Annotated in this window: 19 protein-coding genes; 11 read left to right on the forward strand and 8 right to left on the reverse strand. The window is 71.5% G+C overall.

Annotated features, from left to right (window positions below; all coding sequences use genetic code 11):
• Positions 1-21 precede the first annotated feature (21 nt).
• From BUR99_RS11615 to BUR99_RS11645, 7 genes are all read left to right on the forward strand, one after another.
• Positions 22-1,428 (forward strand): extracellular solute-binding protein, encoded by a 1,407-nt coding sequence (locus BUR99_RS11615; RefSeq protein ID WP_074260537.1) that lies wholly within the window; start codon positions 22-24, stop codon positions 1,426-1,428.
• 3 nt (positions 1,429-1,431) lie between these two features.
• Positions 1,432-2,364: a carbohydrate ABC transporter permease gene (locus tag BUR99_RS11620; protein ID WP_074260538.1), complete on the forward strand. Its 933-nt coding sequence runs from the start codon at positions 1,432-1,434 to the stop codon at positions 2,362-2,364.
• Entirely contained in the window at positions 2,361-3,218 is an 858-nt protein-coding gene (locus tag BUR99_RS11625) for a carbohydrate ABC transporter permease (protein ID WP_074260539.1), read from the forward strand. The genes BUR99_RS11620 and BUR99_RS11625 overlap by 4 nt, the downstream gene beginning before the upstream one ends.
• Complete coding sequence (locus tag BUR99_RS11630; RefSeq protein WP_074260540.1) at positions 3,218-4,291, forward strand: ABC transporter ATP-binding protein; 1,074 nt, start codon at positions 3,218-3,220, stop codon at positions 4,289-4,291. Before BUR99_RS11625 ends, BUR99_RS11630 begins: the two co-directional genes overlap by 1 nt.
• Before the next feature lie 4 nt (positions 4,292-4,295).
• Positions 4,296-5,552 (forward strand): CehA/McbA family metallohydrolase, encoded by a 1,257-nt coding sequence (locus BUR99_RS11635; RefSeq protein ID WP_074260541.1) that lies wholly within the window; start codon positions 4,296-4,298, stop codon positions 5,550-5,552.
• Between the two features lie 87 nt (positions 5,553-5,639).
• Positions 5,640-8,447, forward strand: a complete 2,808-nt coding sequence (locus BUR99_RS11640) for a glycoside hydrolase family 38 N-terminal domain-containing protein (protein ID WP_074260542.1) — start codon at positions 5,640-5,642, stop codon at positions 8,445-8,447.
• Positions 8,448-8,502: 55 nt separating this feature from the next.
• On the forward strand, positions 8,503-9,264 hold the full coding sequence (locus tag BUR99_RS11645) for a GntR family transcriptional regulator (protein ID WP_074260543.1): 762 nt from the start codon (positions 8,503-8,505) through the stop codon (positions 9,262-9,264).
• A gap of 61 nt (positions 9,265-9,325) precedes the next feature.
• Here BUR99_RS11645 and iolD read toward each other — a convergent pair whose 3' ends face one another.
• The 5 genes from iolD to BUR99_RS11670 all read right to left on the reverse strand — a co-directional run bounded on the left by iolD (position 9,326) and on the right by BUR99_RS11670 (position 15,642).
• Positions 9,326-11,209 carry a 3D-(3,5/4)-trihydroxycyclohexane-1,2-dione acylhydrolase (decyclizing) gene (iolD, locus tag BUR99_RS11650; RefSeq protein WP_084184017.1) on the reverse strand — a complete coding sequence of 628 codons (1,884 nt, stop codon included), beginning with the start codon at positions 11,207-11,209 and terminating at the stop codon, positions 9,326-9,328.
• Positions 11,210-11,235: 26 nt separating this feature from the next.
• Positions 11,236-12,183, reverse strand: a complete 948-nt coding sequence (gene iolB, locus BUR99_RS11655; protein ID WP_074260544.1) for a 5-deoxy-glucuronate isomerase — start codon at positions 12,181-12,183, stop codon at positions 11,236-11,238.
• Between the two features lie 23 nt (positions 12,184-12,206).
• Positions 12,207-13,115, reverse strand: a complete 909-nt coding sequence (locus BUR99_RS11660) for a class I fructose-bisphosphate aldolase (protein ID WP_074260545.1) — start codon at positions 13,113-13,115, stop codon at positions 12,207-12,209.
• The gene (gene iolC / locus BUR99_RS11665; RefSeq protein WP_084183944.1) at positions 13,105-14,184 is read right to left on the reverse strand and encodes a 5-dehydro-2-deoxygluconokinase; all 1,080 of its coding nucleotides are present in this window, start codon (positions 14,182-14,184) and stop codon (positions 13,105-13,107) included. Before iolC ends, BUR99_RS11660 begins: the two co-directional genes overlap by 11 nt.
• 138 nt (positions 14,185-14,322) lie before the next feature.
• The gene (locus BUR99_RS11670) at positions 14,323-15,642 is read right to left on the reverse strand and encodes an FAD-binding oxidoreductase (protein ID WP_074260546.1); all 1,320 of its coding nucleotides are present in this window, start codon (positions 15,640-15,642) and stop codon (positions 14,323-14,325) included.
• Positions 15,643-15,755: 113 nt separating this feature from the next.
• On the opposite strand from BUR99_RS11670, the gene BUR99_RS11675 reads away from it, so the two are divergent.
• Complete coding sequence (locus tag BUR99_RS11675; protein ID WP_074260547.1) at positions 15,756-16,367, forward strand: dihydrofolate reductase family protein; 612 nt, start codon at positions 15,756-15,758, stop codon at positions 16,365-16,367.
• A gap of 59 nt (positions 16,368-16,426) precedes the next feature.
• Here BUR99_RS11675 and BUR99_RS11680 read toward each other — a convergent pair whose 3' ends face one another.
• Positions 16,427-18,562: a S9 family peptidase gene (locus tag BUR99_RS11680; RefSeq protein WP_074260548.1), complete on the reverse strand. Its 2,136-nt coding sequence runs from the start codon at positions 18,560-18,562 to the stop codon at positions 16,427-16,429.
• Positions 18,563-18,715: 153 nt separating this feature from the next.
• Between BUR99_RS11680 and efeU the strand changes: the two genes are divergently transcribed.
• From efeU to efeB, 3 genes are read left to right on the forward strand one after another with little or no spacing between them, the layout of a single operon-like run.
• The gene (gene efeU / locus BUR99_RS11685; protein WP_074260549.1) at positions 18,716-19,585 is read left to right on the forward strand and encodes an iron uptake transporter permease EfeU; all 870 of its coding nucleotides are present in this window, start codon (positions 18,716-18,718) and stop codon (positions 19,583-19,585) included.
• A 47-nt stretch (positions 19,586-19,632) separates the two neighbouring features.
• Positions 19,633-20,838 carry an iron uptake system protein EfeO gene (efeO, locus tag BUR99_RS11690; RefSeq protein WP_074260550.1) on the forward strand — a complete coding sequence of 402 codons (1,206 nt, stop codon included), beginning with the start codon at positions 19,633-19,635 and terminating at the stop codon, positions 20,836-20,838.
• Positions 20,838-22,199 carry an iron uptake transporter deferrochelatase/peroxidase subunit gene (efeB, locus tag BUR99_RS11695; RefSeq protein WP_074260551.1) on the forward strand — a complete coding sequence of 454 codons (1,362 nt, stop codon included), beginning with the start codon at positions 20,838-20,840 and terminating at the stop codon, positions 22,197-22,199. The genes efeO and efeB overlap by 1 nt, the downstream gene beginning before the upstream one ends.
• A gap of 35 nt (positions 22,200-22,234) precedes the next feature.
• Here efeB and BUR99_RS11700 read toward each other — a convergent pair whose 3' ends face one another.
• Entirely contained in the window at positions 22,235-22,645 is a 411-nt protein-coding gene (locus tag BUR99_RS11700) for a hypothetical protein (protein WP_074260552.1), read from the reverse strand.
• Complete coding sequence (locus tag BUR99_RS11705) at positions 22,642-23,070, reverse strand: LysM peptidoglycan-binding domain-containing protein (RefSeq protein WP_143231614.1); 429 nt, start codon at positions 23,068-23,070, stop codon at positions 22,642-22,644. Before BUR99_RS11705 ends, BUR99_RS11700 begins: the two co-directional genes overlap by 4 nt.
• Positions 23,071-23,171 lie beyond the last annotated feature (101 nt).

Genomic DNA, 23,171 nt, shown 5'->3' on the forward strand with positions numbered 1-23,171 from the left:
AATCCATGAGAGAGGTCGAAGATGATCAATCACAGCAAGCGCAGGGTTCTGGCGGCATTCGCCGTCGCGACCGCGGGCGCCCTCGTCTTCGCCGGTTGCTCCGGCGAAGCACCCGAGGCGTCGGAGGACGGACCGGTGACCCTCACGATCACGGCGAACGCCATCACCGGCGGCAAGAACGCCGCTGAGGCCGACTGGATCGCGGACTGGGTCGTCCCCGAGTTCGAAGCCGCCATGAAGAAGGACGGCAAGGACGTCACCGTCGAGTTCGAGCCGCAGGGCGTCGACGACGAGAACTACAAGACCAAGATCGCCCTCGACCTGCAGTCGGGCGAGGGCGCCGACATCATCGGCATGGACGGCATCTGGGTCGGCGAGTTCGCCGAGGCCGGCTACATCAAGCCGCTCGCCGAGGTCGGCGGCGACTCCGTCGACGCATGGGAGGGCTGGGAGCAGATCCCCGAGGCCGTGCAGCAGGCGCTCTCGTTCGACGACGAGCGCTACGGCGTGCCGCAGGGCGCCGACGGCCGCGTGCTCTACTACAACAAGGACCTCTTCGAGCAGGCCGGCCTTCCGGCCGACTGGCAGCCCGAGAGCTGGGACGACGTGCTCGACGCGGCACGCGACCTCAAGAAGATCGACGGCGTCACGCCGATCCAGCTCAACGCGGGCACCGCGATGGGCGAGGCGACGACGATGCAGGGCCTGCTGCCGCTGCTCGTCGGCACGGGCGAGCAGGTCTACGAAGACGGCAAGTGGGTCGGCGACACCGACGGCCTGAACGACGTGCTCGACCTCTACAAGACGATCTACGTCGACGAGGGCCTCGGTGACGCCGTGCTCCAGCAGGAGGCGGCCGGCCGCGACACCTCGTTCCAGATGTTCGCCGCGAACCAGATCGGCATCCTCCTCGAGGGCGACTACTTCTGGCGCAGCGTCATCAACCCCGAAGAGGGCGTCGGCACCGCGCCGATGGCGAACCGCGACGACGTCGTCGGCTACACCAAGATCCCCGCGATGAAGTCGGGCTCCGGCATCGACGACCAGGACTTCGTGTCGATGTCGGGTGGCACCGGCCGCGTGCTGAACCCGAACAGCGAGCACCCCGAGCTCGCATGGGAGCTGCTCGCGTTCATGAACTCGGCCGATGCCTACGAGGCCCGCAACGCCGGCACCCTCGCCATCACGCCGCGCACCGACGTGAACGACGAGATGCTCGCCGACGACCCGATGCTCACCTACGTGAGCGAAGAGGTACTGCCGATCACGGCGTACCGCCCGCCGCTCGCCGCCTACCCGCAGATCTCGACCGCGCTGCAGCAGGCGACCCTCGACGTGGTCTCGGGCACGAGCGTGGCCGATGCCGCGAGCACGTACGCCGACGCGGCGAAGGACATCGTCGGAGACGACGCGGTCTCGGGTGGCTAGGCGATGACCACCAGCACCACGACGCCGGCGGGGAGCGCGATCGCTCCCCGCCGGCGGCGGGCCGACGACGTCGCCGGCCTCGGAACCGTGCGGGCGGGCATCTTCGTCGCGCCCGCCCTGATCCTCATCGGCATCTTCCTGCTGTTCCCCGCCGTCTGGACGATCTGGCTCGGCATGACCGACTACCGGCTCACCGGACTGCAGGCCGCGTCGCCGGAATTCGTCGGCCTCGACAACTACGTCGAGGCGCTGACCGACCCGTCGTTCTGGAACTCCCTCTGGCTGACGCTCATCTTCGTGCTCTTCTCGGGCATCATCGGCCAGACGCTCATCGGCTTCGGGCTCGCCTGGTCGGTGCGCAACATCGACGGCTGGACCAAGGGGCTCATCGAGGGACTCGTGCTGGCCGCCTGGGTGATCCCGGCATCCGTCGCCTCGTTCCTCTGGCTCGTCCTGCTCGACCGGCGGTCGGGCACGATCAACGGTCTCCTCGGCACCGAAGGCACCGCCTGGCTGATCGACCACCCGATGCAGTCGATCATCATCTTCAACATCTGGGTCGGCACGGCCTTCTCGATGCAGCTCTTCTCCTCGGCGCTCAATGCCGTGCCGCCGTCGCAGATCGAGAGCGCCAAGATGGTCGGCGCCACCGGGTGGCAGCAGCTCCGCGACGTGATCGTGCCGAACATCAAGGGGCACATCCTCACGAACACGCTGCTCATCACGCTGTGGACGTTCAACACCTTCACGCCGTACCTCGTGACGGCGGGCGGGCCGAACGGCAAGACCGAGATCCTCTCGGTGTACATCTACGAGACGGCGATCCCCGGCGGCCAGCTCGGCCTCGGCGCCGCGATCTCGCTCATCATGCTGCTCATCAACCTCGTCATCGCGCTCGCCTACGTGCGCGTGTCGAAGGGAAGGAAGAAGCGATGACCGCCACCCCCGTCCGGAAGGTCGCCGCGAACACGACCGTTCGGCACTTCCTCGCCCGCGTCGCCTTCGCGCTCATCATGACGATCGTCGGCCTGCTCTTCGCGCTGCCGTTGGTCTGGCTCGTGCTCGCGCCGTTCGACGCGACGCCGTCGCTGTCGCTGTCATGGCCCGACTGGACGCTCGACAACTTCGCCCGCCTCGCCGAGAACCCGTACGCGCTGCGCTCGATCGGCAACTCGCTGCTGCTCGGAGTCGGCACGATGGTGATCGTCGTCGTGCTCGGCGCGCTCGCCGCCTACGCGATGAGCCGCATCCGGATCCCGGGGCGCGACGGCATCCTGTACGCGCTGCTGCTGCTCTCCTCGATCGTGACGGGCACGGCGGCGATGGTGCCGACGTTCCAGATCATCACGCAGCTCGGACTCATCAACTCCTACGTCGGCGTGCTCCTCGTGCTCGCGGGCGGCATCCTGCCGACCGTGATCTTCATCCTGAAGGACTTCATGGACTCGATCCCGAAGTCGTACGAGGAATCGGCGAGGCTCTACGGCGCCGGCCCGTTCCGGATCCTCCGCGACGTGGTCGCGCCGATCGCGCGGCCCGGCCTCGCCTTCATCTCGATCTGGACGATCGTGCAGGTCTGGGGCAACTTCCTCGTGCCCTTCATCCTGCTGCGCAGCCCCGACATGCAGCCCGCGGCGGTGCTCATGTACACCTTCTACACCGAGAGCGGGCAGGCCGACCTCCGGCTCATCTCGACCTTCGCGCTGCTGTTCTCGGCGCCCGTGCTCATCATCTATTTCGTCGTCAACCGTCGCTACGGTTTCCGCTTCCATGGAGGTATCAAGTCCTGATGGCCGGCATCAACGCCACTCAACTCGTCAAGGAGTACCCCGGAGGCGTCCGCGGCGTCGACGAGGTCGACGTGCAGATCCACGACGGCGAGTTCTTCGCCCTGCTCGGCCCCTCGGGCTGCGGCAAGACCACCCTGCTCCGTTCCATCGCGGGCCTCGAGGCGATCACCGCCGGTTCGCTCGTCATCGGCGACCGCGACGTCACGAACGCCGAGCCCGGGGCGCGCGGGGTCGCGATGGTCTTCCAGGACTACGCGCTCTTCCCGCACATGGACGTGGGCGACAACATCGCCTACCCGCTGCGCATCAAACACGTGGGGCGCGACGAGCGCCGGGCCACGGCCGAGAAGGTTGCCGACGGCCTGTCGCTGCAGGGCCTCATCGAGCGCCGTCCGGGCCAGCTCTCGGGCGGGCAGCAGCAGCGCGTCGCGCTCGCCCGCGCGGTTGCGACCCGCCCCGACGTGCTGCTACTCGACGAGCCGCTGTCGAACCTCGACGCGAGGCTCCGCCTCGAGGCGCGCACCTTCCTCAAGGAGCTGCAGCGCGACCTCGGCGTCACGACGGTGTTCGTCACGCACGACCAGGCCGAGGCGCTCGCGCTCGCCGACCGCATCGCGGTCATGAAGGCGGGAAAGCTCCAGCAGATCGGCACGCCCCGCGAGGTGTTCCAGCGGCCGAACAACACCTTCGTCGCCGGCTTCATCGGGTCGAACCCGATGAACCTCGTCGAGACGACGGTCACGGGCGGCGGCATCTCGATCGGCGAGACGTCGGTGCCGGTGCCGGCGGGCACCGAGGGGCTCGTGCGCGACGGTCAGACGGTGATTTGGGGCATCCGCCCCGAGTACCTGCGCTGGGTCTCGAGCGAGGAGCCCGGGGCGATCCCGGCGGAGGTGAGCGTCGTCGAGAACCTCGGCGCGAGCGTGCTCATCGCCGTGAACGCGAGCGGGCACAAGTTCCAGGTCGTCGTGCCCGAGGACCACGAGCCGGCTCCCGGCGATCGCGGCTGGCTCGTGCCGCAGGCCGCGAAGACCCTGCTCTTCGACGCCGAGTCGACGCAGCGCATCGGGTGACGCGATGACGACGACGCGCCGCATCATCCCCATCACCGTCGACACGCAGAACGAGCACCGTTTCCTCGACGTGCCGTTCGACGTGCCGCCCGGCACCGATTCGCTCGAGGTCGTGATCCGCTACGACGGTTCGAACGCCGGCATCGACCTCGGCTGCGAGGGGGCGGGCGGATGGCGCGGCTGGTCGGGCGGCGCCCGCACCGAGTTCCTCATCCACCCGGCCGACGCGACGCCCGGCTACCTGCCGGGTGCGCCAGAGGCGGGGGAGTGGAACGTCGTGCTCGGCCTGCACCGCGTTCCGTCCGAGGGGGTGGAGGTCGAGGTCGAGATCACCATCCCGGCATCGCGCGCGGTGCCGCCGGTTCCGGACGCCGCTCCCGTCACGCGCGCCGTGCGCGGCAGCGACCGCGGTCTTCCGGCCGAGCCGGGCCTCACCTGGTTCGCCGGCGACTTCCACGGCCACACGATCCACTCCGACGGGCGCCTGCCGATCGGCGGCCTCGCCGCACTGGGCGTGGCGAGCGGCCTCGACTTCATGGCGGTCACCGACCACAACACGGTGAGCCACCACGCGCACCTGCCCGCCGAGGGTGCGAAGCACGGCATCACCCTCCTGCCCGGCCAGGAGGTGACGACCCACCGCGGTCACGCGAACGCGTTCGGCGACATCGGCTGGATCGACTTCCGGGAGCCTGCGCAGCGATGGGTCGACGAGGTCGACCGGCGCGGCGGCATCCTGAGCATCAACCATCCGATCTCGGGCGACTGCTCGTGGCTGCACCGACTCGAGCGGCGGCCCGCCGCCGTCGAGCTCTGGCATTCGACCTGGTACCTCGAGCTCATCTCGACCGCGCCCTTCGCGTGGTTCCGCACCTGGCCCGAGGGGGCGACGCTGCTCGGCGGCAGCGACACGCACATGCTCGAAGAACCGCAGCGCCCGGGCACGCCGACCACCTGGGTCGCGGCGACGGATGCCTCGGCCGAGGCGATCCTCGAGGGCGTCCGCGCCGGCCGCACGGCGATCACCGGCAGCGGCGTCTTCGACGGCACGGTGCTCATGCCCGAGCTCATGCGGGCCCCGGCGCTCGTGCGGCTCGGCGACGAGGTCGTCGCGGTCGACGCCGAGGGGCTCGTGCTCGTCGACGGCTTCGGGCGGCGTCGCTCGGTGCGCTCGGCGCGCGAGGCGTTCGCGGCCGACCCCGCCGACGGGCCCTTCCACCTGGTGCTCGCCGACCGCCGCATCATGGCGCTCTGCGCCTAGCGGGCACGGGCCCGCACGACCCGCCACCACACGACGAACCATCGCGCCACCGCGCCACCGCGCCCCCGAACACCGCTTGGAGTGACCATGGATGCCCCCGACGAACTCGTGATCGTGCCGCACACGCACTGGGATCGCGAGTGGTACGAGCCGCACGACGTGTTCCGGCTGCGCCTCGTGCACATGATCGACCGGCTGCTCGGCACGCTCGAGCAGAACCCCGGCTACCGCTTCACCCTCGATGGCCAGGCCGCGGCGATCGACGACTACCTCGAGATGCGCCCCGAGCAGCGCGAACGGGTGGTGGCGGCGATCGGGCGCGGGCAGCTCGCGATCGGGCCGTTCCTCATCCTGCTCGACGAGTTCCTCTGCGACGGTGAGACGATCGTGCGCAACCTCGAGCTCGGCCTCCGGTCGAGCCGGCGGCTCGGCCCCGAGATGCGGGTCGGCTACCTCCCCGACATGTTCGGCCACGCCGCGCAGATGCCGCAGCTGCTGCGCGGGTTCGGCCTCCGCGACGCCGCGCTGTGGCGCGGCGTTCCCGCGCGGATCGATCGCCACGCCTTCGCATGGACCGCGCCCGACGGTTCGACGGTGCGCACCGAGTATCTGCTCGACGGCTACGGCAACGCCCTCGACCTCTTCGCCCTCCCCGGCCAGCTGGGTGCCCTGGTCGACGAGTACGCGCGTTCGGTCGCGAGCTGGTACGGATCCGACCCGATCCTCGGCATGCTCGGCACCGACCACAGCGCACCGCCCGCCGACCTCATGCCGCTCGTCGCGGCGGGGAACGCCTCGGGCGGCGCCGTCGGGCTGGCCGTCGACACCATCGAGGGCTACGTGCGAACGGTCGCGCCCGAGTGGGCGGCGGGCGACGACGGCGCGCTCGCGGACCTGCCGGTGGTGGCCGGCGAACTCCGTGCGCACACCCGCGGCAACCTCCTGCCGGGCGTCTTCTCGATCCGCACCAACCTCAAGCAGGCGATGGCCGACGCCGAGCGGCGGCTCTCCACGGCCGAGCGGCTCGACGCCGCGTTCGGGGCCGACGACCACCGGGCGTTCTTCGACACCGCCTGGTACCGGCTCGTCGAGAGCACCGCGCACGACTCGGTCACCGGCTGCGGGGTCGACGCGACGGCCGTCGAGGTCGAGGGGCGTCTGGCGACGGCGGGCCATGTCGCGCGCGGCGTGATCCTGCGCACGATGGAGCGGCTCGCGGCATCCGTCGCCCCAGACCGTCACGTCGTCGCGAACCCGACGGGCTTCGCTCGGCGGGCGCACGTCGAGATCCGCCTGCACGACCCCGAGCGGCTCGAGCTCGGCGACGGCGTGCAGTTGCTCGACGCCCTGCCCGAGGTGCTCGGCGACGAGCAGCTCGCCACGGCCGAGTTGCCGAAGCTGCTGAACCGCATCCACGGGCGCGAACTGTTCGGCCAGCTCATCAACGCGTGGCGCTTCAGCGACGACGGGCTGCGGTTCGAGGTCGCCGAGGCGCCGGTCGGCGACTTCGACCTGGCCGCGTTCACCGAGGAGCTCGAGCAGCGCATCGCCTCGGATGCCTCGGGCGAGCGTCTCTGGCGTGTGGAGATCATCGCCGACCCGCGTCGCACGGCGGTCGTCGGCATCGACGTCGGCGGCATCGGCGTCGCGAGCCTCGACCCCGCGACGGCACGGGCGACGGATGACCCGGTGGCGGTGTCGGCCCGCTCGCTCTCGAACCGCGGGCTGACCGCGATGATCGACGAGCGCGGCGCGGTGCGCATCGAGGCCGCCGACGGCACCGTGCTCACCGACGTGCTGCGACTCGTCGACGAGGGCGACCGGGGCGACTCGTACAACTACGGGCCGGTCGACCCGGCGTCGGCGGTGACCGACCCGACGTCGGTCGAGGTGACCGTGCTCGAGTCGGGCCCGATCCGCGGCCGCATCCTCGTGCGGCGCCGCTACGCCGTGCCGGCCGCCCTCGACCCGGTCGATCGCGACCGGCGCGCAGCGGCATCCGTCGACCTGATCGTCGACACCGTGCTGGAGCTCCGCGAGGGCGAACCGATGCTGCGGGTGCGGATGGACTTCGTGAACCCGGCCGCCGACCACCGGTTGCGGGTGCTCGTGCCCACTGGCGTCGCCGAACTGCCGGGCTCCTCGGCAGCAGGGCAGTACGCCGTCACCGAGCGGGGCCGTATCGGCGAGGGAGGCCCGGTCGGCGAGTTCCCGCTGCCCACCTACCCGGTCGCGCGGTTCGTGCACGCCGGGCGCGCGAGCCTCATCGTCACGAAGCACTCCGAGTACGAGATCGTCGACGACGGGCGGTCGGGCGTCGACGCGATCGCGCTCACGCTCGTGCGCGCCGTCGGCATGATGAGCGTCAACGTGCACCCGCTGCGCGACGAGCCGGCCGGCGCCGAGTTCGCCGTACCCGGCGCCCAGTACCTCGGCACCCCGGTCGCGACCGAGTTCGCGATCCTGCCGTCGGCGTCCGGATGGGCCGAGTCGGGCGCCGCGCGCTGGGCGGAACTCGAGCGGGTCGAGCCCGAGGTGGCCCGCGGCACGCGCGGCGGCCCGACCGTCGTCGGCGGCGTCGCAGGCGCGGGCGGGGCGGCCGAGGCATCCGAGCTGCCCACGGCGCCGGTCGTCGAGGTCGCGGGCGATGTCGTGCTCGAGTCGCTGCGCACGACGACGGATGCCGCCGGCAGCCCGGTGGTCGAAGCCCGGTTCGTGAACTACCGGGCCGAGGCGCAGGTGCTCGCCGCCGCGGCATCCGGCCTCTGGGATCGCACCGACCTGGCCGGCGAGGTCGTCGAGCGCGACGTCGATCTCGCCACGATCGTCATCGGAGCGAGCCGCATCGAGACCTTCCGGCAGCGCGTCGCCGACACGCCCCCCGATCGCGGGTGACGCCGAGGGCCGTTCGACCCTCTACTGTCAGAACAACCGGACAACTGGAGATTCCATGGCGCAGTCGGAGCATCGCCTCCCCGTCGAGCTGTTCCTCGACCTCGATCGATCGGGCCCCGTGCCCCTGTACTACCAGATCGCGAGTCGACTCGAGCAGGCGATCCTCGACCAGACGCTGCCCGCCGGCGCGCGGCTCGAGAACGAGGTCGCGCTCGCGGCACGGCTCGGGCTTTCGCGCCCCACGATCCGCCGCGCCATCCAGGACCTCGTCGACAAGGGACTGCTCGTGCGACGCCGCGGCATCGGCACGCAGGTCGTGCACGGCAAGGTGACGCGCAACGTCGAACTCACGAGCCTCTACGAAGACCTCGAGCGCTCGGGCCAGAAGCCCGAGACGCGCGTGCTCTCGGTCGAGGTCGTGCCCGCCGACGAAGCGGCGGTCGAGGCGCTCGGGGTCGACCCCGGCAGCCCGGTGCTGCACGTGCAGCGGCTGCGCAGCGCCGACGGCGTGCCGCTCGCGATCCTCGACAACGTGCTGCCCGAGCAGTTCACCGATCTCGACCGCGAAGCACTCGAGAAGCACGGGCTCTACCAACTGCTCCGGGCGCGGGGTGTGACCATGCGGGTCGCGAAGCAGCGCATCGGGGCGCGGGCGGCATCCGCACGCGAGGCCGAACTGCTCGACCTGTCGCGGGGCGCCCCGGTGCTCACGATGGCGCGCACCGCGTTCGACAACTCGGGTGTCGCGGTCGAGTTCGGGCAGCACTGCTACCGGCCCGACCGCTACTCGTTCGAGGTCACGCTCGTCGATCGCTGAGCGCCGAGCGCGCCGCGCTCGCTCCTCGACCTGTGGCGGCGGAGGCGCGGCGCCTGCGCGCTCAGCCGAGCAGCGGTCGCTGGGCCTGCCGGGCCTCCTCGTACTCCGCACGCGCCTGCTGCACGCTCGGCGTCGTGGAGGTCTCGGCCACCGGCACGTCCCACCAGCCGCCGCCGTCGGGGCCGGCCAGCAGCGGGTCGCTCTCGACGTGGATGAGCGTCGAGGTCGGCGACGCCTTCGCGGTCGCCATGGCATGGCCGAGGTCGGCGACGGCATCGGGCCCGGGGGCGATCTCGATCACGTCGAGCCCGTAGCTGCGCGCGTTGGCGGCGAGGTCGATGGGCAACGGCTCGGTGCCCTGGAAGTTGCGGCTCGCCGGGTCGTACCGGCGGTACCTCGTGCCGAAGCGCTGGCTGCCGACCGACTCCGAGAGGTTGCCGATCGAGGCGTAGCCCTGGTTCTGCACAAGCACGACGATGAGCTTGTGACCCTCGGCGACCGCGGTCACGAGCTCGGTGTGCAGCATCAGGTAGGAGCCGTCGCCGACCATGACGATGACGTCCCGGTCGGGTGCGGCACGGCGCACGCCGAGACCGCCCGCGATCTCGTAGCCCATGCACGAGAACGCGTACTCGACGTGGTAGCCGAGCGCATCGCGCACCCGCCAGAGCCGGTGCAGATCGCCCGGCAGCGACCCTGCCGCCTGCACGACCACGTCGCGGGGCTCGCTCGCCGCCTGCACGGCGCCGATGATCTCGGCCTGCGCGGGCCGGTCGCGACCCGAGGGCACGAACGACGCGTCGACGACGGCGTTCCACGAGCGCTGCTCCGCGGCGACGAGCTCCGACATCGCCGCGGGCACCCGGTAGCCCTCGAGCTCGACCTCGAGCGCCTCCAGCGCGGTGCGCGCGTCGGCGATCACGGGCAGCTGCGTGCCGTGCTTGTACGCGTCGAAGGGCGCGACGTTGATGTTCACGAACGCGACATCCGGGTGCTGGAAGGCGCTGCGGCTCGCCGTCGTGAAGTCGCTGTACCGGGTGCCGATGCCGATGACGACATCGGCCTCCGCGGCGAACCGGTTCGCCGCGGTCGTGCCCGTGGCGCCCACGCCGCCGAGCGAGGCCGGGTGGTCCCAGGCGATGGCGCCGCCGCCGGCCTGAGTGGTGCCCACGGGGATGCCGGTTGCCTCGACGAGTCGGCGCAGCACCTCCTCGGCACCCGAGTAGATCACCCCGCCGCCCGCGACGATGATGGGCGAGCGCGCGCCGCGGATGGCGGCGACCGCACGGGCGAGCGGGCCGGGCTCGGGAAGCGGGCGCCGCACGTGCCACTCCCGGTCGGCGAGGAAGGCGAGCGGCACGTCGAGCGCCTCGGCCTGCACGTCTTCGGGCAGGGCGATCGTGACGGCGCCGGTCTCCGCGGGGTCGGTCAGCACGCGCATGGCGCCGAGCGCGATCGAGAAGAGCTGCTCGGGCCGCTCGACGCGGTCGAAGAAGCGCGACAGCGGTCGGAACGCGTCGGTGACCTGCAGGCTCGGATCGTGCGGCAGCTCGAGCTGTTGCAGCACGGGGTCGGCGACCCGCGTCGCGAAGGTGTCGCTCGGCAGCAGCAGGGCGGGCAGTCGGTTGCTGGTCGCGAGTGCGGCACCCGTCAGCATGTTCGCCGCGCCGGGGCCGACCGACGCGGTGCTCGCGAAGGTCGCGCGACGGCGGCGCATGCGGGCGAAGCCCACCGACTGGTGCACCATCGCCTGCTCGTTGCGCGCCTGGTAGTACGGCATGAGGTCGGGGTCGGCGGCATTGGACTCCATGAGGGCCTGCCCGAGGCCGGCGACATTGCCGTGGCCGAAGATGCCGAACATGCCGGGGATCGTGCGCTCGCGGACCTCGCCGTCGACGGTCCACTGATGGGCGAGGAACTCGACGAGCGCCTGTCCGACGGTCATGCGTCTCGTCATCGGGGTGTTCTGGCTCACGGACGAGCTCCCTTCGTGGTGCGGATGTAGGGCAGGCGGTCGTCGGCCGGCTCGTGCTGCCACGACTCGCGCACCCACTCGTGCGCCGGCTCGTCGGTGATGCGCCAGACCCGGTCGCCGGGCCCCGCCATGACGTTGAGGTAGTAGAGGTCGTGGCTCGGCGGTGCGACGGCCGGGCCGTGGAACCCGCCGGGCACGAGGGCGACGTCGCCGCTGCGCACCCGCTCGTCGAGCTCGATCTCGGTCGCCTCGGAGGACGCGGCGCTGAAGAGCGCGTACGGGTCGGCCCCGGCGCCGGCGGCGTCGGGCGCACCGGGTGCCGGCGCGAGCTCGAAGTAGTAGATCTCCTCGAGCTGCGACTCGCGGCCGGGCAGCTCCTCATCGTGCTTGTGCGGCGGGTAGCTCGACCAGTTGCCCGCCGGGGTGATGACCTCGCACACGATGAGCCGCTCGGCGTCGAGCACGGCGGGGGTGCCGAGGTCGTGCACCTGCCGGCTCGCGCGACCCCGGCCGCGGAGCTCGACGGGCACCTCGTCGCGGCCAATGCGTCGAAGCGGATGCCGCGTGGTCGCCGGAGCCTCGGCCACCGCGACCCGCCCGGTGCCGGTGAGCGTCGCGCTGGCGCCCGCGGGCAGGTAGAGGCAGTCGGTCGGGCCGTCGAACACCGAGGCGCGGCCCTCGAGCTCGATCTCGTGCGAGGTGCCGTCTTCGGTGATCGCGTGCACGAGACACCCGCCCTCGAGGGGCACGACGAGTCGCTCGACCTCGCCCACCGCGAGCCCGAGCCCCGTGCCGTCGACCGCGTCGAGCGCCGCGACCCGGAGCCCGGTGTGCTGCCATCCGTCGAGGGATGCGTCGACCACGACGTCCCAGCCGCCCCGGGCGAGGCTCTCCCTGGGGTGGAACCAGTCCTCGTGGCTGGTCGCCGTCGTCCGCTCCGTCACGGATGCTCCTTCGGTCTCGTCGGTCAGCCGGCGTGCACGAGCGCCGCTGCGGTGTCGACGGCACGTGCAACGTCGCCGTCGGGAGGATAGACGAGCGTGCGCCCGACCACGAGCCCGCGCACGCCGGGCAGGGCGAGTGCCCGCTGCCAGCTGGCGTAGGTCGCCTCGGGATCGCTGCCACGCTCGCCGCCGAGGAGGAGGGTCGGCAGGGTCGTCGCCGCCATCACCCGCTCCATGTCGTCGACGACGGGGAGCTTCAGCCACGTGTAGGCCGAGCTCGTGCCGAGCCCCGACGCGATGGCGACGGAGGTGATCACGGCATCGGCGGTGAGGTCGTTGACGACGCCGGCAGGGCCTTGCGTGCTCATGAACGGCTCGAGCATGATCGGCACGCCGGCCGCTGCGGCCGCGGTGACGGCTGCGGCGCAGGCTTCGATCGTCGCGATCGAGCCCGCGTCCTGCAGGTTGATGCGCAGCAGGGCCTTGGCGAAGTCGAGTCGGTCGCGCACGATGCCGTCGATGTCGTAGCCGGTGAACCGGTCGTCCATCTCGAAGCTCGAGCCGCGCAGCCCCCCGCGGTTCATCGAGCCGACGACGACCTTGCCGTCGAGGGCGCCGAGCAGGGCGAGGTCGTCGATGATGTCGGGGGTCGCGAGCACGCCGTCGACACCCGGTCGACTGAGGGCGAGCGCGAGGCGGTCGAGCAGCTCGTACCGATCGGCCATCGCCATCGGTTCGTCGCCAACGCCCAGTGCGCCACGGGCCGGGTGGTCGGCGGCGACGATGAAGAGCCGGCCGTTGTCGCCGAGCACGGGGCGGCGCGTTCGGGCAGCGTGCAGCTCGGCGATGGCCGTCGGGTCGACGGCACGTCGGTCGCGAAGCCGGGCGAACCGCTCGTCGTCGAGGAAACGCCGAGAAGACTCAGGAAGCATCGGCGTCTCCTTCGACCTGCGCCCGGCGAGCGTCGGAGGGGCCGGTGGCGCCAGGGGTGCCGACGGTCGCGGCTTCGAGCCCGTGCGGGTCGATCCCGTCGAACTCGCCGAGTCCGCGCTCCCGGGCCAGTTGCGCGACCTCGGCGCTCCTCGGCATCGCGGTGGAGCACTCCCTGCGGGTCGCCACGATCGCGCCCGCGATGTTCGCGAAGGTGATGATGCGTTCGAGCGGCCAGCCCGAGAGGAGGCCGTGGCAGAACGCACCGCCGAACCCGTCGCCCGCGCCGAGGCCGTTGACGACCTGCACGGGCAGGGCGGGAAGCTCGACGGTCTCGTCGCGGGTCTTCGCGAGCACGCCGAGCGGGCCGCGCTTGACGACGGCGAGCTCGATCCCGCGGTCGAGCAGTGCGTCGGCGGCACGGTACGGATCGCGTTCGCCGACGGCGACCTCGCACTCCTCGAGGTTGCCGATGGCGACGGTGACCGAGTCGAGCGCGGCGGAGACCTCGCGTCGCGCCTCGTCGACGGAGCGCCAGAACATGGGCCGGTAGTCGAGGTCGAGGATGGTGCCGGGCCGTCGGCCTCGGGCGGCCCACGCGGCATGGTGCGCGCCGCGGCTCGGCTCTTCGCTCAGGCCGGTGACGGTCGACCAGTAGATCGCGGCGGAGCGGATGTCGTCGAACGGCAGGCTCTCGGCCGTGATCTCGAGGTCGGGTGCCTTCGGCTTGCGGTAGAAGGTGAGCGGGAAGTCGTCGGGCGGGAATATCTCGCAGAAGGTGATGGGGGTCAGCAGCTCGGGCTCGGCGCCCACGAATCGCGGATCGACCCCGAAGCCGGCGAGCTCGCGCCGGATGTACCGGCCGAAGGCGTCGTCGCCCGTGCGGGTGATGATCGCGCTGCTGCGGCCGTGGCGCGCCGCGGCGATCGCCACGTTGGTCGCGCTGCCGCCCACGGACTTGGTGAAGGTGTCGACGTCTTCGAGATGCACGCCGTCACGCGTCGGATAGAGGTCGATGCCGACGCGCCCGATGGTGATGACGTCGAAGGTCGATGCTGTCGTGATGGTCATACTGCGTCGTACAACTTTCTGCCGGTGCCGCGGACGGTTGTCCACAGTCTACACAGAATGTCCTGACAAAGTATGGCCAGTTTCAGCAGGCGAGCGGATGCCGCGTGGCGTGCGCCCGCGGCATCCGCTCGCCGGTGCTCAGCTCGTCGGCGCGATGTTGTGGTTGCGACGGAACACGTTGCCCGGGTCGACCTGCGCCTTGATGCGGCGCAGGCGCTCGAGCGTCGCGGGCGGGTACATCGCCGCCGTGACCCCGTCGCCGTACTCGGCCGAGAAGTTGCCGTAGACCCCGCTCGTGAAGGCGAGGGCCGCGTCGCTGCCGGCCTCGACCGCCGTGATCAGCTCGGGTGGGGCGTCGGCCGCCACCACGGCGTTGACGATCAGCAGCGCCTCGGCGTCACGGAAGGCGATCGCCGTGGCGTCGGGTGCGACGCGCGAGAACGCGCCTCCGAGGGCGCGGAGCAGCACCATCGTCGGAACCTCGCGGTCGTAGGCGGCGGCGACGGCATCGAGCGCCGCATCGGAGAGCTCGGGCACGAAGCCGTTGCCCCCGACGAACCGGAACGGAGGTCGCCCGGGAGGGGCGTCCTCGAGCAGTTCGCCGTAGGTGCTCGGCCCGATCTTCGCCTCGGTGACCGACGGCAGCTCGAGCAGCGGTGCGAGCAGCTCGCGGAGCCGCGCCTCACTGCCCTGCAGCGCTGCTCCGAGCTGCGGGCCGCCCGGCATCTCGGGCCCGAAGGGGGGCACGAGCATGAGGGACGAGTTCAGCTCGTCGGGGCTGGCGCGCATCACGTCGCGCCACGCGCGCAGCAGGGCGGGCACGTCGGATCGGTCGAAGCCCACGTGCGCGGCGACGAGGCCGTCGGCCGGCACCGCCTGGAAGACGAAGCGGGTGACCACGCCGAAGTTGCCGCCGCCGCCCCGCAGCGCCCAGAAGAACTCGGGGTGCGACGTCTCGTTCACGGTCAGCACCTCGCCCGCCGCCGTGACGAGTTCGACCTCGCGCAATGCGTCGATGGCGAGCCCCTGCATACGCACGAGCCAGCCGATGCCGCCGCCGAGGGCGAGGCCGCCCACGCCGACGTCGCGGGTGTCGCCCGAGCTGATGCCCAGGCCGTGCGGGGCCAGGGCCGCCGCGACGTCGCCCCAGCGGGCGCCGCCGCCGACGCTGACGCGGGCGGCGGCGTCGACCTCGATCGCGGTGAACTCGGCGAGGTCGACGACGAGTCCGCCGTCGACGGGGAGGAGGCCGTGCCCGCCGCTTCGCACGGCGATGGGCAGGCCTGCCGCCGCGGCGAGGCCGACTGCGGCCGCGACCTCTTCGGCGGTGTGCGGTCGCACGACCGCTTCGGGTTCGCCGACGCCGGCGAAGACGGTGCGGCCCGAGTCGTATTCGGATGCGCCGGGACCATGCGCCCGGCCTGGGATTCGCTCACTCAGTTCGGAGAGAAGAGACATTTCGTCAGTTTGCCAGCGACCCGCGACATCCGGAACGGTGCTCGCTCTGCGCTGAATCGGTGCGTTCGCATGCACCGATGCGGGTGTCGGCGGAGCGGCGTACGGTGGCGCGCATGACGTTCAACGACGGCCTCGTCACGGCCAACCTCTCGATCTCGCTCGACGGCTACGTCGCCGGGCCGAACCAGACGCTCGCCGATCCGCTCGGCGCCGGTGGCGAAGACCTGCACCGTTGGATGTTCGAGCAGCCCGACGAGAACGCCGCGATCGTCGAGCAGATCCTCGCGCCGCGCGCCTACATCATGGGCCGCAACATGTTCGGGCCGATCCGCGGCGAGTGGACCGACGACGAATGGAAGGGCTGGTGGGGCGAGAACCCGCCGTACCACGGCCCGGTCTACGTGCTCACGCATCACCCGCACGACCCGATCCCGATGGAGGGCGGCACCACCTTCCACTTCGTCACGACGGGCATCGACGACGCGCTCGCCCAGGCGCGGGCGGCGGTCGGCGACGACGCGCGCATCTCGATCGCGGGCGGCGCGAGCACCGTGCGGCAGTACCTCGCCGCGGGGCTCATCGACCGCATCATCGTCACGATCTCGCCGATGATGCTCGGCGGAGGTGAGCGGCTCTTCGAGGGCTTCGACGACCCCGGCCTCACGCCGGTCGAGGTGCTGCATACTCCGCTCGCGACGCACATCACCTACGAGCGGCGGCGCTGACGAAGCGGCGGCGCTGACGGCCGGGTGGGCGGATGCCGCGGCATCCGCCCACCCGCCGGTCACTCGCCGCTCGGGTGCGCCCCTGCCGCGTCGACGACCCAGGCGTAGGCGAAGGCGCGCTCGCGCCAGGCGGCGTACCGACCCGAGACGCCGCCGTGCCCGGCCGCCATCTCGATCTTCAGCAGCGGCTCGGCGCCGACGTCGCGGAGCTTCGCGACCCACTTCGCCGGCTCGACGTAGAGCACGCGGGTGTCGTTCAGCGAGGTCACCGCGAGGATCGGCGGGTAGTGGTTGACGTGCACGTTCTCGATGGGGGAGTACGACTTCATGTACGAGTAGACCTCGTCGTCGTCGAGCGGGTTGCCCCACTCGTCCCACTCGATGACCGTGAGCGGCAGCGACGGGTCGAGGATCGAGGTCAGCGGGTCGACGAACGGCACCTCGGCGAGGAAGCCGGAGAAGTACTTCGGCGCGAGGTTCGCGACGGCGCCGATGAGCAGGCCGCCGGCACTGCCGCCCTGGGCGACGAGCCGGTCGGGGGCCGTGATGTCCTCATCGATGAGATGCCGGGCGACGGCGGCGAAGTCGGTGAAGGTGTTGCGCTTCTCGAGCTTCTTGCCGTGCTCGTACCAGAGCCGACCCATCTCGCCGCCGCCGCGCACGTGGGCCACGGCGAAGATCATGCCGCGGTCGAGCAGTGACAGGCGGGGGATGCCGAAGCCCGGGTCGATCGAGTGCTCGTACGAGCCGTAGCCGTAGAGCAGGGTCGGTGCGGGCGTGCCGAGGTCGATGAGGTCGTGCCGGTACACGAGGGACACCGGGATGCGCGTGCCGTCGTCGGCCGTCGCCCATTCGCGGCGCTGGGAGTAGCGGGTCGCGTCGTAGTCGCCGAGCACGGCCTGCCGCTTGCGGAGTCGCCGCTCGCCGGTCGCGACGACGACGTCGTAGACGGTGGAGGGGGTGACGAAGCTCGTGTACCCGATGCGCAGCGTCGGCTGCGCCCAGTCGGGGTTGCCCGAGAGGCCCACCGAGAACAGCGCCTCGTCGAACGCGAGCTCGTGCAGGGTGTCGTCGGGCGTGGCGCCGGCGGGGAGGCCGGCGGGCGGCACCTTCGCGACCGCGACGCGCGGCAGCCCCTCGCGGCGGTACTCGACGGCGACGAAGTCGCGGAACGCGTCGACGCCCTCGAGGCGCACGGCCGGGTCGTGCGGCAGCAGCACGCGCCGGTCGCCCTGCGGGTCGGATGCCGCGACGCTCACGAGCTCGAAGTTCACGGCGTCGTCGTTGTGCACGAGGAGCAGGCGGTCCTTGCCGCCGGCGATGACGTGCTCGACGTCGTACTCCACCCCGTCCTTCCGGGGCCAGACGACCGAGAACTCGCCCGTCGGCTCTGCGGCGTCGAGCAGCCACGTCTCGCTCGTGACGTTGGAGCCCGCCTCGATCACGAGGAACCTGCGGCTGCGGGTCACGCCGACGCCGAGCCAGAACCGCTCGTCGGGCTCGGTGAACACCGAGACGTCGTCGGATGCCGCGGTGCCGATCTCGTGCCGCCAGATGGTGTCGGGCCGCCACGACTCGTCGACCGTCGCGTAGAACACGTACCGCCCGCTCGGGTCGAAGGTCGCGCCGCTCGAGGTGCCCTCGATGACGTCGGAGTACTCGCGTCCCGAGCCGTCGAGCGAACGAAGCCGGATCGTGTACCGCTCGTCGCCCTCGAGGTCGATCGCGTAGAGGAGCGTCGCGCCGTCGGCGGTGACGTCGAAGCTTCCGAGCGAGTAGAAGTCGTGGCCCTGAGCCTCGACGTTGTCGTCGAGCAGCACCTGCTCACCGGGCAGGGGGGAGCCGGAGTCATCCGTCACCGGGGGTTCCCAGTCGTCGGGGCCGGCGGCGGGCACCCGGCAGTGGATGCCGTACTCGCGGCCCTCGACCGTGCGGGTGTAGTACCACCAGTCGCCCTCGCGGGTGGGCACGCTGAGGTCGGTCTCCTTGGTGCGGGTCGTGATCTCCTCGAAGATCTGCTCCTGCAGGATCGCGAGGTGCTCGGTCTTCGCCTTCGTGTAGGCGTTCTCCTCGTGCAGGTGCGCGAGCACCTCGGGATCGTCCTTGTCGCGCAGCCACTCGTAGTCGTCGACCACGACGTCGCCGTGGTGCACGCGTTCGATGGGTCGCTTGTCGGTCTTCGGCGGAGTCAGCACGCTCCCACGCTACGCCTCCACGCCCGGCCGGTGTCGACCGGCCCCGAAAACCGTGTTCAGCGTGGGAATCGGGCGCCTCGTCCAGGGTTCGCGGTATCGAAGTACTTAGGTTAGCCTTAGCTCAACCCACTCCGTACGACCCGGGAGACGCGCGTGCTCGCCAACTACCTGATCGGCCTTCGCGAGGGCCTCGAGGCAGGGCTCATCGTCGGCATCCTCATCGCCTACCTCGGCAAGATCGGCCGCCGCGACCTCTTCGGCCGTCTCTGGTTCGGCATCGGCATCGCGGTCGCCGTCTCGCTCGGTGTCGGCGCCCTGCTCACCTGGGGTCCGTACGCGATGACCTTCCAGGCGCAGGAGGTGCTCGGCGGCGTGCTCTCCCTCGTCGCGGTCGCCATGGTCACCTGGATGATCTTCTGGATGGGCACGCACGGGCGCACGCTCTCGGCGGAGCTGCGCGGCCAGATGGATGCCGCGATCGACCACTCATGGATCGCGATCGTGGTGCTCGGCGCCCTCTCGGTCGGCCGCGAGGGCATCGAGACGGCCCTCTTCGTGTGGGCGAGCGTCTCGGGCGGCAGCGACCCCGTGCTCGGCACCTTCGGCGCGGTGCTCGGCATCGTCACCGCGATCGTCATCTCGTGGGGCATCTCGCGCGGCCTCGTGCGCATCAACCTCTCGAAGTTCTTCACGTGGACGGGGCTCTTCCTCATCCTCGTCGCCGCCGGCGTGCTCTCGTACGGCATCGGCGACCTGCAGGAGGCGGGCGTCATCCCCGGCCAGGGCCAGCCCGCCTACAGCCTCACGGCGATCATCCCGCCGGGCGGCTGGTTCAGCGCCCTGCTCAGCGGCATCTTCAACTTCACGCCCGAGCCGACCTGGGCCCAGGTCATCGGCTGGGTCGTCTACGTCGCCGTCACGATGTCGCTCTACCTCGGCATGCTGCATCGGCGCAGCCGGCCGACGCCCGTCACGGCCGCCGCCCCGACCGCATCGGCCCCGACGCCCGCCGCGGCGAGTTGAACCCGACCACCCTCACGTCTCACTCCACCCCGACTCCAGGAGCATCCATGACCCGACGCGCCCTCGCGGCATCCGCTGCCGTGACCGCACTCGCGCTCGCCCTCACCGGCTGCGTCGCGAAATCCGACCTCGCCTCGGCGATCGCCGTCGACATCACCGATGACGGATGCGCCGTGGCCACCGCCGCCGCGCCCGCCGGCGCCGTGACGTTCACGCTCGCCAACGCCGGGTCCGACGTGAACGAGTTCGAGATCCTCGCCGACGACCAGCTGCGCATCGTGGGCGAGAAGGAGAACGTCACTCCGGGTCAGACGGTCGACTTCACCGCGCAGCTGGAACCGGGCACCTACTACACGGCGTGCAAGTTCCAGCAGGTCGGCGCTCCGGTCGGGCTCGCCGAGTTCACCGTCACCGGCGAGGCCTCCGCCGTCTCGGCCGACGACCAGGCGCTCTCCGACCAGGCCGTCACCGAGTACCTCGCCTACGTCCGCTCGCAGTCGGCCGAGCTGCTGCCGATCGTCGAGACGTTCGCCGCGGCCTACGCCGCCGGCGATGACGAGACCGCCCGCTCGCTCTTCGCCGCGACCCGCGTGCCCTACGAGCGCATCGAGCCCACGGCCGAGGCGTTCGGCGACCTCGACCCGAAGATCGACTTCCGCGAGGTCGACGCCGTCGCCGACGGCCTCGAGTGGACCGGCTTCCACCGCATCGAGAAGGACCTCTGGCCGCCGGCCGCCGGCGACCTCAACTCCGACGGGCAGGACGCCCTGAAGGACTGGGCGCCGTCGACGCCCGACGAGCGCCAGGCGTACGCCGACGGCCTCGTCGCGGATGTCACCGAGCTCCACGAGCTCGTGACCGCGACGGACTTCACGGTCTCGCTGGCCGACATCTCCAACGGTGCGATCGCCCTGCTCGACGAGGTCGCGGCGGGCAAGATCACCGGTGAGGAGGACTGGTGGTCGGGCACCGACCTCTCCGACTTCGCCGCCAACGTGCAGGGCGCCGGCGTCGCCTTCGGTGCGGTGCGGGCGCTCGCCGAGTCGAAGGGCGACGAGGGCACGGCCCTCGCGACCGAGATCGACGAGCAGTTCAGCTCCCTCGAAGCGGCGCTCGCCGAGTACGGCTCCCTCGAGTCGGGCTTCGTCGACTACGCGACGCTGACCGACGCCGACAAGAAGACGCTCAGCGACGAGGTCAACGCGCTCGCCGAGCCGCTCTCGCAGCTGACCGCCACGGTGCTCGGGGTCTGATGAGCGACTCACGTTCCTCGGCCGGTGACGCGCACAGCACGTCGCCGGCCGAGGCGCACCCCGGCACCGCGCCCGAGGCCGGCGCCGACTCGGCATCCGGGGTCAGCCGGCGCCAGCTGTTCGGCTTCCTCGGTGCGGGCGCGGCCGGCGCCGTGGTCGGCGCTGCGGCAGGGGCCGGCGTCGCGGTCGCAGCGACGAGCGGCGGGGCGGGAGCCGCGAGCCCCGCGGCATCCGTCTACCCGTTCTTCGGGGCGCACCAGGCCGGCATCGTCACCCCCGCGCAGGACCGACTGCACTTCGCCGCCTTCGACGTCGACGACACCCTCGACCGCGACGGGCTGATGGCACTGCTCACGGAGTGGACGGATGCCGCGGCTCGCCTGAGCCAGGGCCTCGAGGTCGCCGAAGGAGGGGCCGTCGGCGGCTCCGACTACGCGCCACCGGTCGACACCGGCGAGGCGCTCGGCCTGCCCGCGAGCGGCCTCACGATCACCTTCGGGTTCGGCCCGGGCCTCTTCGCCGATGCCTCGGGGGCCGACCGCTTCGGCCTCGCCGCCCGGCGCCCGGCGATGCTCGAACCGCTGCCGCGATTCCAGGGCGACGCGCTCGTGCCCGAGATCTCGGGCGGCGACCTCTGCATCCAGGCCTGCGCCGACGACCCGCAGGTCGCGGTGCACGCGATCCGCAACCTGAGCCGCATCGCCTTCGGGCGGGCGAGCCTGCGCTGGTCGCAGCTCGGCTTCGGCCGCACCTCGTCGACCTCGACGACGCAGGCGACCCCGCGCAACCTCTTCGGATTCAAGGACGGCACCGCGAACGTCAAGGCCGAGGAGACGGCGACCGTCGACGACCAGATCTGGGTGCACGCCTCCGACGAGCCGGCCTGGCTCGCGGGCGGCTCGTACCTCGTCGCCCGGCGCATCCGCATGATCATCGAGAACTGGGACCGCGTGCAGCTCGGCGAGCAGGAGATGCTCGTCGGGCGATCCAAGGGCGAGGGCGCCCCGCTCTCGGGCGGCACCGAGTTCACCGAGCCCGACTTCGAGAAGACCGGCGCGACCGATGCACCGCTCATCGACACGAACGCGCATGTGCGGCTCGCGCACCCGACGACGAACGGCGGGGCTCGTATGCTCCGCCGGGGATACAACTTCGTCGACGGCAACGACTCGCTCGGCCGGCTCGATGCAGGGCTCTTCTTCCTGTCGTTCCAGCGTTCGCCGCAGCAGTTCATCGACGTGCAGACGAGCCTCGCCCGCGACGGGTTGAACGAGTACCTGAAGCACGTCGGGTCGGCGATCTTCGCCGTGCCGGGCGGGGTCGCCGAGGGGGAGTTCGTGGGGCAGGCGCTCTTCGCCTGACGCGTCGCGTCGGATGCGTCGGCATCCGGGCGGCCTCAGTCGCCGACCTTCACGAGCCAGCGCCCGCCGCCCTGGTCGATGAGCACCCCGCTGACCCGGAGGCCGTCGTCGCGCTCGGCCGTGAAGGCGATCGGCGGCAGGCCGCCCCCCGTCACGCTCATCCCGGCCTCGAACGTGGGCGAGACGTAACCGAGCTCCTCGAGCGCCTGCTCGCGGGCCTGCGTGTCCCAGATGCCCGAGAGCACCCAGGCCATGGCGCCGGCGGTGAGCGCCGAGACGAGGAAGATCACGAACCCGAGCTCGCGCAGCGGCTTCGAGCGGCGCCGGGTGCCGATGATCGAGAGGACGACGCCCGCGAGGAGGGCGACGACCGGGATCGCGACCGGCCAGGGGTTCCACGGGGCGATCGTGATGATGACGTCGGCGACCTCGGCGGTCACCGTCATCCGGTCTTCGTCCAGTCGAGGTTGACGACGTCGCCGATGTAGACGTTCTCGCCGTAGTCGTGCACCTGCGGGTTCATGCGCAGCAGTTGCTGCTGTGGCAGGTCGAAGCGCTGCGCGATGTCGAAGAAGCTGTCGCCCGAGACGACGACGTAGCTGATCGGCATGCCCGCGCCGTCGAGCGTCGGGGTGCCGTTGGCGCCGTCGCGCACGCCGAGGTCGACCGCCGGGCCGGGTTCGTAGACGGGTGCCGGCGCGTTCGGCACCGGTTCGGGAGCGGGCGCCGGGGCGGGTTCGACGGGCGCCGCGGTCGGCGTCGGCGTCGGCGTCGGGGTGGGGGTGGGCGTCGCCGTGACGGTCGCGACGATCGTGACCGGAGGAGGAGCCGGGGCGGCGACGCATCCGCTCAGCAGCAGTGCGCCCGACATCGCGACCATGCTCACGGCGACTGGCACCGCACCTCTGCCGACTGCTCGACGCACCGGGCCTCCAACCGTAGGGTGGCGTGCCACCCTCGGCGCGCCGGTCG

The sequence above is a fragment of the Agromyces cerinus subsp. cerinus genome, from assembly GCF_900142065.1.
Taxonomy (GTDB): Bacteria; Actinomycetota; Actinomycetes; order Actinomycetales; family Microbacteriaceae; genus Agromyces; species Agromyces cerinus.